At 56.7% G+C, this 14,528-nt stretch carries 15 protein-coding genes; 7 read left to right on the top strand and 8 right to left on the bottom strand.

Translation table 11 applies throughout. The annotated features are described in order from the left end of the window. Positions 1–2: 2 nt before the first annotated feature. The 7 genes from PhaeoP97_RS18885 to PhaeoP97_RS20815 form a co-directional block, all read right to left on the bottom strand. Positions 3–569, bottom strand: coding sequence for a nitrous oxide reductase accessory protein NosL (locus tag PhaeoP97_RS18885; protein WP_072506796.1), 567 nt, complete (start codon positions 567–569; stop codon positions 3–5). After that, positions 566–1,387, bottom strand: coding sequence for an ABC transporter permease (locus tag PhaeoP97_RS18880; RefSeq protein WP_192849724.1), 822 nt, complete (start codon positions 1,385–1,387; stop codon positions 566–568). Before PhaeoP97_RS18880 ends, PhaeoP97_RS18885 begins: the two co-directional genes overlap by 4 nt. Then, positions 1,387–2,283: an ABC transporter ATP-binding protein gene (locus PhaeoP97_RS18875; RefSeq protein WP_072506794.1), complete on the bottom strand. Its 897-nt coding sequence runs from the start codon at positions 2,281–2,283 to the stop codon at positions 1,387–1,389. Before PhaeoP97_RS18875 ends, PhaeoP97_RS18880 begins: the two co-directional genes overlap by 1 nt. Next, the gene (locus tag PhaeoP97_RS18870) at positions 2,249–3,580 is read right to left on the bottom strand and encodes a nitrous oxide reductase family maturation protein NosD (RefSeq protein ID WP_072506793.1); all 1,332 of its coding nucleotides are present in this window, start codon (positions 3,578–3,580) and stop codon (positions 2,249–2,251) included. Before PhaeoP97_RS18870 ends, PhaeoP97_RS18875 begins: the two co-directional genes overlap by 35 nt. Before the next feature lie 3 nt (positions 3,581–3,583). Continuing rightward, complete coding sequence (nosZ, locus tag PhaeoP97_RS18865; RefSeq protein WP_072506842.1) at positions 3,584–5,521, bottom strand: TAT-dependent nitrous-oxide reductase; 1,938 nt, start codon at positions 5,519–5,521, stop codon at positions 3,584–3,586. Between the two features lie 11 nt (positions 5,522–5,532). Next, positions 5,533–7,734 (bottom strand): NosR/NirI family protein, encoded by a 2,202-nt coding sequence (locus PhaeoP97_RS18860; RefSeq protein WP_072506792.1) that lies wholly within the window; start codon positions 7,732–7,734, stop codon positions 5,533–5,535. A 445-nt stretch (positions 7,735–8,179) separates the two neighbouring features. Beyond that, positions 8,180–8,314 carry a hypothetical protein gene (locus PhaeoP97_RS20815; RefSeq protein WP_257786535.1) on the bottom strand — a complete coding sequence of 45 codons (135 nt, stop codon included), beginning with the start codon at positions 8,312–8,314 and terminating at the stop codon, positions 8,180–8,182. A gap of 156 nt (positions 8,315–8,470) precedes the next feature. Here PhaeoP97_RS20815 and PhaeoP97_RS18850 point away from each other — a divergent pair, with 156 nt between their 5' ends. After that, complete coding sequence (locus PhaeoP97_RS18850; protein WP_096740489.1) at positions 8,471–9,187, top strand: Crp/Fnr family transcriptional regulator; 717 nt, start codon at positions 8,471–8,473, stop codon at positions 9,185–9,187. Positions 9,188–9,193: 6 nt separating this feature from the next. Here the strand turns inward: PhaeoP97_RS18850 and PhaeoP97_RS18845 are convergent, their stop codons facing one another. Beyond that, complete coding sequence (locus PhaeoP97_RS18845) at positions 9,194–9,403, bottom strand: DUF1858 domain-containing protein (RefSeq protein ID WP_072506790.1); 210 nt, start codon at positions 9,401–9,403, stop codon at positions 9,194–9,196. A gap of 120 nt (positions 9,404–9,523) precedes the next feature. Between PhaeoP97_RS18845 and PhaeoP97_RS18840 the strand changes: the two genes are divergently transcribed. The 6 genes from PhaeoP97_RS18840 to PhaeoP97_RS18815 are packed head-to-tail and all read left to right on the top strand — an operon-like array spanning position 9,524 to position 14,444. Then, on the top strand, positions 9,524–9,976 hold the full coding sequence (locus tag PhaeoP97_RS18840; RefSeq protein WP_072506789.1) for a c-type cytochrome: 453 nt from the start codon (positions 9,524–9,526) through the stop codon (positions 9,974–9,976). A gap of 20 nt (positions 9,977–9,996) precedes the next feature. After that, on the top strand, positions 9,997–11,346 hold the full coding sequence (locus PhaeoP97_RS18835; protein ID WP_072506788.1) for a cbb3-type cytochrome c oxidase subunit I: 1,350 nt from the start codon (positions 9,997–9,999) through the stop codon (positions 11,344–11,346). A 3-nt stretch (positions 11,347–11,349) separates the two neighbouring features. Then, a complete protein-coding gene (locus tag PhaeoP97_RS18830; protein ID WP_072506787.1) occupies positions 11,350–12,144 on the top strand; it encodes a CbbQ/NirQ/NorQ/GpvN family protein in 795 nt (264 codons plus the stop codon). Between the two features lie 5 nt (positions 12,145–12,149). Further along, complete coding sequence (locus tag PhaeoP97_RS18825) at positions 12,150–14,039, top strand: nitric oxide reductase activation protein NorD (protein ID WP_083570461.1); 1,890 nt, start codon at positions 12,150–12,152, stop codon at positions 14,037–14,039. Between the two features lies 1 nt (position 14,040). Continuing rightward, on the top strand, positions 14,041–14,223 hold the full coding sequence (locus PhaeoP97_RS18820) for a protein NnrT (RefSeq protein WP_072506785.1): 183 nt from the start codon (positions 14,041–14,043) through the stop codon (positions 14,221–14,223). After that, positions 14,220–14,444 carry an NnrT protein gene (locus tag PhaeoP97_RS18815; protein ID WP_072506784.1) on the top strand — a complete coding sequence of 75 codons (225 nt, stop codon included), beginning with the start codon at positions 14,220–14,222 and terminating at the stop codon, positions 14,442–14,444. The genes PhaeoP97_RS18820 and PhaeoP97_RS18815 overlap by 4 nt, the downstream gene beginning before the upstream one ends. The last annotated feature ends 84 nt before the right edge of the window (positions 14,445–14,528 follow it).

Below are 14,528 nucleotides of genomic sequence, written 5' to 3'. Positions count from 1 at the left end.
GATCAATCTCCTGATGTGCGCGCCAGTTTGCGCAAACGTTGTTCGAAATCCGCGTCATCGCTGTCGCCGTCGATAACAACGGGAGTCAGCACCGCAGCGTCAGGTATCTGCGTTAATCTCATCACCTGCCCACCATTCTTCACCGCGAATGAATTGGCTTTTGTGACATCAGCAAAGGGCACAATTTCAGGGGTGCCCATCCCGCCTAAGACCCGGCTCCCCACAACAAAATACGCGGCATCCGCAGCGATCCAGTTTGTCGTGCCTGGATCCGTCCATGTGGCACCTTGCGCGCCCATGTCATTGACCCAAATTGTCAGAATCTCATGGGTCTGTTCGGGCAGCCGAATGTAGGCCACGACGTCACGCACCTGACTGAAAAACAGCGGCATTTGAGGCAGCCCGCCCAAGTGTGCTTGCGCCTTGGGGCCATCATGCTCAAGAACATTCATCTGACAAAAATGACCCACAGCGTCGACAGTAAGCGGCAGAGGCGTCGTATCCTGAGCCAATTCTTCTTTGCAGGCACTCAATGTTAACAGGGTGAGGGTACTCAACAACCGGATCATGGATCGACCTTTCTGAAGGCGCGCGTGGCAAGACCAAGGGCCAAGATTGGCCAGAGCAGTATCGACAAAAGCGATTGCCATAGTGCGATAGACGCCGCAGCCCCCCCAACTCCTGATGCCGTCGACGTGGCCTGCGAGGCGGTCAGGTTGAACAGGCGGAAGGCATCAGCCGGATTGACAAGCAATGCGGTTGGGAAAATTTGCTTTGTAAAGATGCCGCCGCCGTCCGCTACCACAGCGGCTAAAAGCGCCAGATCATAGAGCACAACCAGCCCCAGCCAAAGCCCGATTGCCAGCCCGGCTGCACCAGACGCGCGCCGCGACAATGATGACAGCGCATAGCCGATCCCCAAAAATGTGGCTCCCAGTAGCGTCGAAGTCCACGTCAGACGCCAGAGCGAACCAACCCCTGCAACGGCGGCAGGATCGTTCGCCACCGCGATCAATGCCGCCACACCGTAACCAGCCAGAAGGGCGATCACCAAAATGCTCGTGTGGGCAATCAGCTTACCTCCAAGGATTTCCCACCGCGCCACGGGATAAGTAAGCAGCAAAGGCAATGTGCCGCGTTCAACTTCGCCTGCAACTGCATCAAAAGACATAAGCAGTGCCACCAGTGGCACCAAATAGACCGAGAGCGAGGTAAGCGACGCCACCGTAATGGAAAGGCGATCCGCGCCAAGTCCCCCGCTTGGGGCCGATCCCACCGCCGACAAGACCAACGAGAAGACCACCATCAAAACCACCGCGATCAGCACCCAGCGGTTGCGTCGCGCGATATGGGCCTCGTGGATGGCTGTGGCAATAATTCTGGCAATCACTGGCCGTCCCTCCGACTGAAATGGCTATAGATATCCTCAAGGCTGGGTGGGATAACTTCGATGTCAGCGACCTTGCCTTTCAGCGCAGCAACATCGGCGAGCGTTTGGAGCTTTTGGTCCTGAGCGCAGGTGACATGAAGGTCACCACCCACACGAATGGCATTTGGCAAGGCCGCAAGGATGTCGGTATCGTAGCCATTTACCGCTGTGATGTGCATCGAAACAGGCAAGGCGGCCTCACGGCGCAGATCGTGCAGCGACCCTTCGGCAACCATTCTGCCGCCTGACAATATCAACAGCCGATCAGTGCGCGCCTCGACCTCAGTTAAGGCGTGGCTGGACAACAAAATCGCGGCACCCTCAGCGGCCAGCCCATCCAAAAGTTCGTAAAAGTCGCGCCGCGAAACGGGGTCCAGACCGCTGGTTGGCTCATCCAGCACCAAGAGGCTGGGATGTCCGATCAGCGCTTGCGCTAACCCCACCCGTTGACGCATGCCCTTGGAATAGGTGCCAATCCGCCGCTTGGCGGCCTGTACCAGACCAACCTTGTCGAGCAGCGCCATCGCCCCTGAAACAGGCTCACCGCGCAAGCGCAGGTAATAAGTGATGTGTTCCAATCCGGTTAGGGCAGAATGAAAGGTGGCATTTTCCGGCAGATACGCGACCTTAGCACGTGCCTCGTCCCCCCCGGGCGTTGAGCCGCACACTGAAATCTTGCCGCAGTCGACCGAGATCAAGCCCAGAATGATTTTCATCAGAGTCGACTTGCCTGCGCCATTATGACCAAGTAGCGCCACCCTCTCACCAGGGGCCACATTCAAAGACACATCAGAAAGGGCCTTAACCCCGCCAAACGTCTTAGTGAGATGAGAGATCGTTAACGTCGAATTCATCTGGTTCTCTTTCCTTCCAACGATTGGCCACTTTGGCCTCCATCGCGAGGTACTTTTGAGGAATTTCCACAGTTGGCGCTGTCATAAGCGGCGCACTATCTACGACGCCACCGGGCAGTGTGGCGGGAAAATTGGATTGTCCCCACCGGATCAGTTGGACTACAGGCGCCCCGGTCAAAAGGACGGCCGCCGGTTGGGACCAAAGGATGTGATCCATCAAGTCGTTGGGGCGGAACGGGCTGTCAGCTATGCCGTCACCGCCAAGATCAAAACTTGCATGATCTGACCAGTAATTACCCCGACCCTCAAAGCTCCACTCGATGTCGCGCGTACCTACATATTTTACCTGCGTCCGATTACCCAGGAACGCATTTCCTGTGAACACATTGCGCTCAGACCCCGCGGTAAAGTGGATGCCGATATTGCAGCCTTCAAAGCGGTTGCCATAAATCAGGTTTTTGTGCGCGTTGTAGATGAACGTACATCTATCTGCTCCGCCGCGCACCAAATTGCCTGAAACATCGGCGTTATTGGCAAAGTTCAGCATGACACCGTGGCTGCGATCCGACAGGCTCAGATTGTCTTTAATAACCACTTTGTTTGAGAACATGATGGCATAGCCAAGATGATTTCCTATCGACACGTTGCCCGACACCTCGGAATCATTCGTATACATATAATGCACGGCAAAGCGCAGGTCGCGGAACAGGTTGTTCCGGTAGACGCCCTTTCGCGATGTATTCGAAAATATCCCGTCACGGCCCCACCGGACCGAGTTGCCCTCGATGAGGGTGCCGGGCGAATTCCAGATATAAATTCCGTTGCCGCGGTCATTCATCCTTTGCTGCTGTGTGCCTTCGATTGTATTATTGCGCACTTGTGCATCGTGGCCTCCGTGAACGTCGATGCCATGCAAATTGCCCAACACCCGGTTGTTTTCAACAACAGCGCGGTCAGCCTTTTTGAGGATCTTTATGCCAGCATCCGTGTCCTGGCTGTTCAGGCCCGAACCCGTCACCGTGAGATTCGAAATGGTCACATCCGAGGCGACGATACTGACCACAGTGCCATTCCCCTGCCCATCGATGATGGCGTTGTGGCTGCCAGTCAATGTGAGTGGGCGGTCAATGACAACAGGGCCCGCGTGCGAACCCGGTTGCAGAACAAGCACATCGCCGGGATTGGCCGCGGCGATGGCGGCGGCAAGCGTGCCCTGACCTGCAATCACATGCCGCTCGTCGGCCCAAAGTGGCAGCGCGATCAGCGTAGACAGTAAAATCGTCAGGGCACGGATCATGGCTCAGCTCGCCTTTGGTTCAACAAACATCCGTCCACGCATCTCCATGTGGAGCGCGTGACAGAACCACTGGCAGTAGTACCAGTATACACCGGGTTGCGTGGCCTTGAACGTGACGGACGACGTTGCCTGCGGCCCGATTTCCATCGCGACCCCGTGGTTGCCCATTGTAAACCCGTGGGTCAGGTCGTCGATATCGTCAAGGTTTGTCACAATCACCGTGACTTCATCACCTTGCTGGACAGTAAAGCTTTCGATCGAAAATGACGGTGCGTTGCTGGACATATAAACGCGCACTTTGTTGCCATCCCGGATGATCTCTTCCTGCCAGTCATCAAGGTCAACGCCATCCACCTCGGCTTGCTTGCGTGTATCCGCCCACATCGGGTCGTTGCGATCCCAGACCGAAAGAGGGTTCAGTTTGGAAGGAGCCACGATAATGGAATCGTGTGGCTCGGCAAAAGTTGGACCGTCGTGGATCAGCGTCATTTCATCCCCGTTGATCGCGAATAACTGCTCGTTTTCCGGCTTGAGTGGACCCACGTTCAAGAAGCGGTCCTTGGAGAACTTGTTCATCGTCAGATAGTATTTATCTGACGCATCCAGAGTTTCGCCCATCACAGTCGAATTGTGACCCGGCTGATAGTGCACATCTTTCTTGGTAATGATCGGGTCCACATCTTCGCCGTTATAAAGCTTGATCGCATCGGCAATGCTCCATTTCACAACCTGGCTATCGAGGAACAATGTTGTGTAAGCACCACCTTTGCCGTCAAAGCATGTGTGAAGCGGCCCGAGGCCCAGCTCCGGCTCTGCAACAACGACACTACGCGGTTCGGCTTCGTCATTGAAAACGGCCTCCAGCTTGCGCACGTCAATCACCGAAACCGTCGGCGACAGCTTGCCCGCGATGCAGAGGTGAACCTTGTCTGGCGCCATGTTGCAGCCATGTGGGTTGTTCGGGATTGGGATATAGCGTGTGTACTTGTTCTTTGTTCCCTTGCGCCCATCCAACACTTTGACGCCGTTCAGCTCGACGAAATCACCTGCGACGATGCCCTTTTCGATCTCAGCAATATTGAACACGACAACGTGGTCCATATCTGCCTCGGTCATGTCGGCGAGGTTCATCCCCATCTCCGAGTTATACGAGGTCGAAAACGCGTATTTGCCTTCATAGTCACAGTCGGTGTTGTCGAGGTTGCCGGTCACCATCACTTGCCATGCGACTGTCATCTCGTCAGCGTTAATGGCAGTGTAGAAGTTGACATACTTCTCGGGCTCATCAAGGATTTTCCCGTCATTGACCATCGGCACTTCGTCTTCGCCATTGCAGAAGACATAGTTTGTGCGGGGCCATTTTTGTGGACGCAGGCCGTGGATCGCCTTGGCATTAGGGATCTCGATAATCTTGTCGCATTTCATCACATCGCCGCGTACCCGCGCGACGCGCGTGTTCGCCTTGTCGTTCATAAACAGGTAACGACCGTCATACTTGCCTTCGGTGAACGACATATGCGGGTGGTGCAGGTCGCCGTTTGGTGGGAATTCATGCCCGTTGGCGGCAAGGTATTCTTTCGTCTTGGGCAACAACCCTTCGGTTAGAATTTTTTTGGATTCATTCGAAATTCCCCAACCGGTGGCCGAACAGATGTTGAAAACGGGCACGCGCATCAACTCACGCATCGACGGGACGCCAAGAATGCGCATCTCGCCGCACTGACCCGAAGACCAAAACCCGTAGAACTCATCAAGCTGACCGGGTCCCACTTCTGCACCTGCGGCTGCACGTGCGCTGGTGGTTGTGGCAAGAGTTGCGCCTGCAACCGCGCCGCCCGTCAACATGGCACGACCACCCCAAGTTCCGGCAAGGGCCGCGCCGCCTGCCGTCGCGCCTATAAGGGCCCTGCGCGAGATTGGTAGCTTCTTTTCCTCTGACATGTCTTTTCCTTTCATGTGGTTGTGGTTTTGATTTTTTGGTTCGGATGGTCGACAAACCGTTCAAGGTCTGGACCGGCCCTGTCTTTGGCCCGTCGTTTCATTTTCTTGATGACAACGGGACAGGTTGTTTCTGATTGATAGAGCACCTGACAATGCAGGCAGTTGATGCACTCGTTTGGGTTAATCTCACCTGTTGGATGGATCGCCTGAACGGGGCATTGATGTGCGCAAGTCTGACACGGGCTGCCACATTCCTTGTATCGCTTGAGCCAGTCGAACATCCGCAAACGTGCGGGAATGGCGAGTGCCGCGCCCAAAGGGCATAGGTAGCGGCAGAAAAACCGTTCGACGAACAGCCCAGCGATCAGCAGGGCGGCTGCATAAGCTACGAATGGCCATGCGCGGACAAAGTTCAGGATGATCGCCGTCTTGAACGGTTCAACCTCAGCCAACCGTTCGGCCTGTTCGATGCTGGTCAAAGAGACACCAAACAGACCGAGAAAAATCATATATTTCAAGGGCCATAGACGCTCATTCAGGCCCCATGGCAGGGTCCACTGCGGAATGCGCAGTTTGCGCGCCACTTGATTGAGCAATTCCTGAAGCGCACCAAAAGGGCACAGCCAACCACAATAGGCACCCCGCCCCCAGAACAAGAGTGCAGCCGCCACCGAGAACCACAGGATAAAGGTCAGCGGGTCTAACAAAAACGCCTGCCAGCTGAAGCCGGAAACAAGCGAACTGAACAGCGCCATCAGGTTCACCACCGACAGCTGCGCATTACAAATCCAACCCAGGTAAATCAGCGTTACCGTCAAAAACCCTATGCGGAACCAGTAGAAAGCACGCTCATTGCGGACTGCAAAAAACTGGAAAAAGAACACCCCTGTCAAGACGGCCAACATGGCTCCCAGGACAAAAATCTCGATCTGCTTGCCCAGCCATATCCGCTTCCAGAGTGCCTGCTGCGCATCCAGCTCAGTCTGTGATGTGACTGCGGCGACCCGGTCCGGAATTTCCGCGGCGGGTGCAGGGGCGATGGCGCGAATGTACTGAGGCGGCAATTGGTAGCCAAGATCAAAGGTGGTGAATACTTTTTCAATTGCACCAACGTCGCGCTGCACCAAAAGCTGGATGCGGAAAGGCTTGGTGGGGTCAAAGCCACTGTCAGCTGGAATTTTGAACAGGTCTGCTTCGGCAAAAACTGGCGCGCCCTCGGCGGCGATGGTGTTGATCCGCTTGTGCATCCGGTCACGGAAGCGGACCGATACGTCATCTTGAATGAGTACAATCCGATCAAAAATGCCACCACGCACATAACCCGACCCCTTAAAGGAATAGAGACCTCGGCCTACGATCGCGACCGCATGATCGCCTTCGTCCAGCCAGTTTTGCACATTGGCGGCAACATCATCCCCCAAGATGGCACGCCCAATCGCAGGGTGTGAAACAAGCGCTGCTTGCATCTCAATGAATGTTGTCTCGGGGTCTTCGGTCAGGGCGCGTTTGCCTGCACGTTCGTCTTCCATCGCTGCAAAGGCGACATTGATCTGACCCACGTCGAGCGAGAGGCGTCGTAATGTACCGTCACCTTCCAGCGTCATCCACTCTGACGCCGCTTCCGCGTCAGGGTGGATCTCAAACTGCGGCCCCGCGCTTGCTTCGGCCACCACGAGGCCACCCAGCCCAAGCTGGCGCGCCACTTTAAGACCGGCGCGAACGATTGAATCGTCGATCACCATGATCGTCACAGTCGCACCTGAAATGATATCGAGCTGGTGTGCAGTGCCGCCAGATTCAGCTTCGGCTACCAAGTCAAGACCTCGGTAGTTGGCCACCAACGCCTTTACCTTAGCGTCTGGAATGCCGATCAGCACAATCGGTTCGGAGTGCTTGACAAGTTCCACGCCAATGACCTGGGCGGCATCATCAATTGCAACCATCGTGTGAATGGGCTTACCGGAATAGCCAGTGGTTGAGACAAAATCCGACGTAATGTAGGCCCAACCGATCCGCTCGCCGGCCTTTAAAACCTGAACAACCGGAATGTCGGGATGAATACCGCCAAAGGTGTCGGCACCCTCGACCAGTTCGGCAGCAGCGAGGTCCGGCAACAGCTTGGACAGGACTGTGTCTGCTGCAACAGGAAGCCCGAACAAGAGTACCGTTGCGCATATCGCCATTAATTTTAGGGAGGATGGTAAAATATTCATGCGGCGGCGTCCTTAGGAATAGGTCGCCCGTCGCTGCGCAGCATTCGGCGGCTGGCTGACCAATCAAATGTGATCAGACTCGGCATGGGAAATTGCTCATCCGGAGGGCCACGCGGCGCGGGATAGAGGTTTCGTTTGTTTTTGATGGGGTTTGGAGCGACGGGGTTCACCGCCTCCATGTCCAAACGATTCAACGATGGAACAAGCGACCACATTCCGGGGGGCAGAACTTCGAGAGCTAGACAACATGTCAGGCACTTGGAGCAGGTCTGCGTTTGCTCAACAGGGTTACCATTGGCGTCGAACGACACCGTTTTCGCAACTCCGTCTGCGCAGATTTCCATAGAGAAGACTACGTTAGGCCCGACGTTTGCCATACCGGTAGAGCCGTACAATGCCAGTGACACTGTCAGCAAAAGGCCGAGAACAAGTGCGAACACATTCTTCATGGCAGGGTAGCTAGCTCCAAATCGATCGACGTGATTTGATCTATCGCGAAGAGATCGCGATAGGTTTCAGCAAACGCTGCGCTGCCCATCATAACTGCGATTGCGAGGCCGGTTGCCAATGTGCGGATCATCGTCTTTCCTTTCAGATCGCGTTAGGTGTTGGCCCGAAGCCTAGCGAAATGGCGTGGTGGAACTTTGCGCTAGGACAAACTGCTTGTGGGTTTTCCGAATGAACCAGCAACGGTCATCTATGGTCTTTTCCGGCTACATCGTGGACAACGAATTGTATGAACGAGACATCACCCCGCAAAACGTTGCCACGGCTAGACGAAAGCCTGCTCACGTATTTGCCGCCGTTTTCTAAACTGGAACGGCGCGACATTCGTGCGATCCTCGATCAGGCCACGTCAAGCCGATGCGACGAAAGCGTTGCGATATTTGATGAGGGCGCGCCCGCAGATCGCTTTTTCATGCTGCTTGACGGGTATGTCCGGGTGGTGCGCATCACGCCTACTGGCGAACAAGTGACCGCGCTTCATATCCCAGCGGGGCAACTCTTGGGGATCGCGAAGGCTTTTGGCCGCGACACCTATCCAGCCACCGCCATGACTGCGACTGAGTCCATTGTGCTCAGTTGGCCCACACGCCTCTGGGATAGCTTTGTTGCCGACTACGAAGGCTTTTCGACGGAAACCTACAAGACTGTCGGCAACCGGCTGGAAGAAATGCACAACCGTGTCGTGGAAATGGCGACCCAGCAGGTTGAACAACGCGTCGCCAATGCGCTGCTGCGCCTGATTAATCAAACGGGTCGGAAAACACCCGATGGAATCGAGATTGACTTTCCTATCACCCGGCAGGACCTATCCGAATTGACTGCGACAACACTGCATACCATCAGTCGTCTGCTGAGCGGGTGGGAAAAGCGCGGTCTGGTTCAGAGTAAACGCAAACGTATTACGGTGACAAACCCGCACGCGTTGGTGGAGATCAGTCAAGCCTAGCAGGCGTTAAAGACCCACCGCACCCCGAAGCTCGGCCAAGAATTCCCTCTCATCGAGGCTGTATTCCGCACAGGCATCGACAGTGGTATGGAACGGGCTGATCAAACAACCGACGCATAGCATCTTATGGCGCAGGAATACCGGTATCGTGTCCGGCCAATATGTCATCAGATCGGCCAGTGGCAGATCAGGGTCATCCAATTTTGGCTGTCGCATGGCTTTCTCCTGATCTAGTGAGACTAGCCCAGAAATTCAATCAAACGTTGCGCTGGCGCAAACTTGCATACAGCGCCTGTCGTTAGGAATTGGTCATCCCGAATTTAAGGAGACCGGCCAATGGCGGAATTTCTGACCAAATCGCGGGCGCGGAATATCTTCTACGGAGGCTCGATATTCTTCGTCGTGGTCTTTGTGGCGATGACCGTCCATTCCCACAAATACGTCGTTGAGACCTCAACCGCCGGAATGGAGCTGAGCGAGGCGGTCGTTCACGGCAAGCATATCTGGGAGGAGAACTCCTGCATCAATTGCCACAGCCTGCATGGGGAAGGCGCGTATTTCGCCCCCGAGGTTGGCAATGTGATGACCCGCTGGGGTGTTCTGGAAGACCCTGAAGACGCTTTCGAGACGCTCAAAGGTTGGATCGAGGCGCAACCCAGCGGCACCGAAGGCCGCCGTCAAATGCCCCGCTATGAACTAACCGACGAGGACATTCGCGGCCTGGCCGAGTTTCTGCGATGGGCAGATCAGACTGACACACAGGGCTGGCCTCCTACCGAGGCCGGGTAACCCGCGAGAAAGGACAAACCATGAAATATCAATCACAAAAAGTGGCCTATTGGTACTTCCTTGCGGCCCTGGCGCTGTTCTGCATTCAGGTGATCGGCGGGCTTCTCGCGGGTTGGATTTATGTCTCGCCCAACTTCTTATCGGAACTTTTGCCGTTCAACGTGATCCGCATGATCCATACAAATGCGCTGATCGTCTGGCTGCTTTTGGGCTTCTTTGGTGCGGCTTATTTCCTCATTCCCGAAGAATCCGAGCGCGAAATTTACTCGACCAAGCTGGCTTATATCCAACTGATCATCTTGCTAATCGGCACTTTAGGGGCAGTCGGCAGCTACCTTGTCGGCATCCATGGGGGACGCGAGTTTCTGGAGCAACCGCTCTGGGTGAAATTCGGCATCCTTGTGGCGGCACTGATCTTCCTGCTCAACATCTCGATGACCGTTCTGGCGGGCAGGAAAACTGCGATCACCGGCGTGCTGCTGATGGGGCTTTGGCTCTTGTCACTGTTGTGGGTTTTTGCCTTCATTAACCCCGACAATCTCAGCTTGGACAAAATGTACTGGTGGTTCGTCGTACACCTTTGGGTCGAGGCGACCTGGGAGTTGGTGATGGCCGCGATCCTCGCCTTCCTCCTCTTAAAGCTGACCGGCGTAGACCGTGAAGTCGTTGAAAAATGGCTCTATGTCATCGTCGCCACCGCGCTCTTTTCGGGCATCCTTGGCACAGGCCATCACTTCTACTGGATCGGCTTGCCCGGTTACTGGCAGTGGGTTGGCTCGATCTTCTCGACCTTCGAGGTGATCCCGTTCTTCCTGATGATGAGCTTTGCATTTGTGATGGTATGGAAGGGCCGCAAGAACCATCCCAACAAGGCAGCGCTTCTGTGGTCGCTTGGGTCCAGCACGGTCGCCTTCTTTGGCGCGGGTGTATGGGGTTTCTTGCACACCTTGCACGGTGTCAACTTCTACAGTCACGGCACGCAGATCACCGCAGCCCACGGGCACCTTGCATTCTACGGGGCCTATGTTGCGCTGAACCTTGCGATCTTCAGCTATGCGATGCCGATGCTACGGGAACGTGCCCCTTATAATCAGGTGCTCAACATGGCCTCGTTCTGGCTGATGACGGGCGGCATGGCCTTCATGACTTTCGTGCTGACCTTCGCGGGTACCATCCAGACGCATATGCAGCGTGTGGTCGGCGACTACTACATGGAGGTGCAGGAAAGCCTGTCGATCTTCTACATGATGCGCTTTGGTGCTGGAGCCTGTGTGGTGACGGGTGCGCTCTTGTTCATCTATTCCCTGCTGGTGGTGCGCAGGGATGAGATCATTGCGCCCGGCCCGGCCAATCCAGTTCCCGGAGAGTAAGCCATGAACATTCAAAACACGTTAACCCTGCCATTCTATCAACCGACGGGGCACGAATGCGACCTGTTCGAGATGGCCCATGACAACGGTTTGCCCCTTCTTCTGAAGGGGCCGACCGGTTGCGGCAAGACACGTTTCGTCGAGCATATGGCGGCGCGTCTGGGCAAGCCACTGTACACCGTCGCCTGCCATGACGATCTGTCGGCATCGGATTTGATCGGGCGCTATCTGCTCAAGGGCGGGGAAACCGTTTGGGTCGATGGCCCCCTGACCCACGCCGTGCGCGAGGGAGGCATTTGCTACCTCGACGAGGTGGTGGAGGCCCGCAAGGACGTAACCGTGGTGCTGCACCCGCTGACGGACACGCGGCGCACGCTGATGATCGACCGCACCGGCGAAGAGCTGGCGGCACCCAAGGAGTTCATGCTAGTGGCCTCTTATAACCCCGGCTACCAAAATATTCTCAAGCGGCTGAAACCGTCAACCCGGCAGCGTTTTCTGTCGATCAGCTTCGACTTTCCCGATGCGGAAACCGAGATTGCTGTGGTTGCCTCCGAAAGCAGGCTGGAAGCGGGCCGTGTCGCACCGCTGGTCCGCTTGGCAGGCAATATCCGCAATCTAAGCGGCATGGACCTTGAGGAAGGTGTCTCGACCCGTTTGCTGATCTATGCCGCCACTCTTATGGCTGGCGGTATGGGCGTGACCCGGGCACTTGAGGCGGCGATAGTCGAGCCGCTAAGCGATGAGCCAGACGTGCAGCAAGCCCTGCGTGATCTGGTCAGCACGATCTACGGATGACGGCCATGCACCTGCGCGACCTCATGGATCCCGAAGAAACGGTTGGAAAACTCTGGCACGACATGGCCAGCGGGATCGGCGCCGGTGTCACGCACCCCAAAGCAAGCGTCGCGCTAGCCTCGGTACGCCCCAGCCTTGCTGTTCTCTTCCGCGCGCTCGGCGGTGCGCCTGGCGTTGAGCTGGCCGAGGCTGCGCCAAGCCTTGTGCAGCACCGTCAACTCATGCGCCGCAAACTCGGGGCCGAGCGTGATCGGGAATGGGTCGCGCGCTTCGATGGGGAACGGCTCGCGTTGCCACCTGTCATGGAGGCTTTTCCCGATGAGGTTCTCAACCGCGCGGCCTTTTTCTGGCTGACGGCACTTGCCGCCTTAACCGATGTTGACGGGCTCGATTTGAACACCACCGGCCACGCACTGGACTGCGCACAGATTCGCGCGAATGCAGCGGCTGCAGACAGGGCCTATTTGGTCTGCCCCGGATTGCGTGACCGCTATCTCGCGATGGCCGCGTTTTGTGCAGACGCGCGGCCCGTTATGCGTCGGCCCGCGCAAGAGGCCGCGCTGGAACAGGCGGTCCGCGACCAGCTAAAGGGCAGTTCATCCGCGCTTGATGCCACTGATACAGACGCGCGCAATTACATGCCATGCGCCCCTGTCCCAATCTGGCTATGCTTTGAACGTCCCGGCTCGGGCCGGCAAGCTGCCAACGATGACGAGGCGGATCCAGCCGCACCGGCGCCCCATGCTGCACCAAGCAGCCGCAAGCTGGGAGAGCGCAAAGATCAGGACCAGCACAACCGCAAAGACAGTTTCATCATCCACCGCTTTGAATCGATCCTGTCATGGGTCGAATCCATGAATATTAATCGCAGCATCGATGACGATGATGACCAGAACGCCCAGAAGGCCGCCGACGATCAGGACCGGATCACCCTTTCGAAACAGAACAGCAAGATCGCCACCCGGCTGCGCCTGCATCTTGACCTGTCGCCAGCCGATGCCGATCACGAGGCGCTGGCGGGCAAGCACACCTACCTTGAATGGAACCATCGGTCGCGCAGCTACATGGAAGGTCACTGCCGAGTGCTTGATGCGCCAGCCGTAACCGATGGGGAAACCTATACACCAAATGACCGATATGTCCGTGAAGTCCGCCGCCAGTTTGAAACCCTGCGCCCGCGCCGCGTGCTGCAACCGCGCCAGATCGACGGGGCAGAACTGGACCTTGATGCGGCCCTGACCGCGCGGGCCGACATGGTCGCCACCGGGCGCGGTTCTGACCGGATCTGGCAAGCCGCGCAGCAGATGAATCGCGACGTTTCGGTTGCCTTCCTGATTGACACCTCCCGATCAACCGAAGCGGCGATCGGCGATACCTGCGTCATCGACGTGGCCCGCGACACGATGGCGGCATTGGCCGTAGGGATCGACGCGGCAGGCGACCGCTGCGGTATCTGGGGTTTCTCATCGCTCCGCCGTGACAGGGTGTTCGTGACCCGCTGCAAGGGCTTTGACGACCCGATGTCACCCGTGATCACCGCCAATATTGGCGCGCTCAAGCCCGGTCATTATACCCGCCTCGGTGCCGCGATCCGCCATGTCAGCGCGCAATTGGCAGAGGAACCCAGTGCACGCAAGCTGTTGATCGTGCTGACCGATGGTAAACCCAACGATCTGGACCACTACGAAGGCCAGCACGGGATCGAAGACAGCCACATGGCGGTGCGCGAGGCACGCGCAGCAGGCCAACGCCTGCACGGCGTGGTGATCGACGAGGATGGGCAGGACTGGTTCGCCCGCATTTTCGGGCGCGGAGGGTTTGCTCTTTTGCCAAACCCCGAACGCCTGCTGCGCGCGCTGCCCGACATCTACCGTACACTGACACAGGAGACCTGATATGCGCTTCTTTCTTTCCCTCACCGGGGTCTTCGTCATCGCAAGCTCGCGCCTCTTTGCGCAAAGCTTCGAGCGACCGATTCCTCAGGCACAGTCGGCAACGGCCGAGTTCTGGTACGCATTGGCCTGCATCATGCTGGTGCTGAGCATGGTAGCCGTACAGTGGTTGGTGGCGCGCAGATGACACGGGCGGGATGGTCCACGCGCAAGATCGCTTTGGTGCTCTATCCTTTCGGGGCGGCTGCGGCTGCGGTCAACGTGTTCTTTGCAGCCCTGATCTTTAGCTGGATCGGTGGCCCGATCCTCTCCACCAACCTATCAATCTTGTTGGGCGCGGGTCTTGGAATTCCTGCCACATGGTATTTTGCGAAACACATTCGTCATCTGATGGATGTGGCAGACTAGGAAGCGGCGCATTGAAAATCGACATGAGCAGCGACCAGCTCGCAATTGACGCCCTCGATCTTGGAAAGTTGCTCGATCTGCCCC

It is taken from the genome of Phaeobacter porticola (genome assembly GCF_001888185.1).
Classification (GTDB): domain Bacteria; phylum Pseudomonadota; class Alphaproteobacteria; order Rhodobacterales; family Rhodobacteraceae; genus Phaeobacter; species Phaeobacter porticola.
Note: the sequence above shows the minus strand (reverse complement) of the source record. Positions and strands in the feature narration are given on the sequence as shown.

What these genes read in the sequence shown, in the direction of transcription:
- PhaeoP97_RS18885 (WP_072506796.1), bottom strand. Translation starts at nt 569, where the DNA reads ATGATCCGGTTGTTGAGTACCCTCACCCTGTTAACATTGAGTGCCTGC.
- PhaeoP97_RS18875 (WP_072506794.1), bottom strand. Translation starts at nt 2,283, where the DNA reads ATGAATTCGACGTTAACGATCTCTCATCTCACTAAGACGTTTGGCGGG.
- PhaeoP97_RS18870 (WP_072506793.1), bottom strand. Translation starts at nt 3,580, where the DNA reads ATGATCCGTGCCCTGACGATTTTACTGTCTACGCTGATCGCGCTGCCA.
- nosZ (WP_072506842.1), bottom strand. Translation starts at nt 5,521, where the DNA reads ATGTCAGAGGAAAAGAAGCTACCAATCTCGCGCAGGGCCCTTATAGGC.
- PhaeoP97_RS18860 (WP_072506792.1), bottom strand. Translation starts at nt 7,734, where the DNA reads ATGAATATTTTACCATCCTCCCTAAAATTAATGGCGATATGCGCAACG.
- PhaeoP97_RS20815 (WP_257786535.1), bottom strand. Translation starts at nt 8,314, where the DNA reads ATGATCCGCACATTGGCAACCGGCCTCGCAATCGCAGTTATGATGGGC.
- PhaeoP97_RS18850 (WP_096740489.1), top strand. Translation starts at nt 8,471, where the DNA reads ATGAACGAGACATCACCCCGCAAAACGTTGCCACGGCTAGACGAAAGC.
- PhaeoP97_RS18845 (WP_072506790.1), bottom strand. Translation starts at nt 9,403, where the DNA reads ATGCGACAGCCAAAATTGGATGACCCTGATCTGCCACTGGCCGATCTG.
- PhaeoP97_RS18840 (WP_072506789.1), top strand. Translation starts at nt 9,524, where the DNA reads ATGGCGGAATTTCTGACCAAATCGCGGGCGCGGAATATCTTCTACGGA.
- PhaeoP97_RS18835 (WP_072506788.1), top strand. Translation starts at nt 9,997, where the DNA reads ATGAAATATCAATCACAAAAAGTGGCCTATTGGTACTTCCTTGCGGCC.
- PhaeoP97_RS18830 (WP_072506787.1), top strand. Translation starts at nt 11,350, where the DNA reads ATGAACATTCAAAACACGTTAACCCTGCCATTCTATCAACCGACGGGG.
- PhaeoP97_RS18825 (WP_083570461.1), top strand. Translation starts at nt 12,150, where the DNA reads ATGCACCTGCGCGACCTCATGGATCCCGAAGAAACGGTTGGAAAACTC.
- PhaeoP97_RS18820 (WP_072506785.1), top strand. Translation starts at nt 14,041, where the DNA reads ATGCGCTTCTTTCTTTCCCTCACCGGGGTCTTCGTCATCGCAAGCTCG.
- PhaeoP97_RS18815 (WP_072506784.1), top strand. Translation starts at nt 14,220, where the DNA reads ATGACACGGGCGGGATGGTCCACGCGCAAGATCGCTTTGGTGCTCTAT.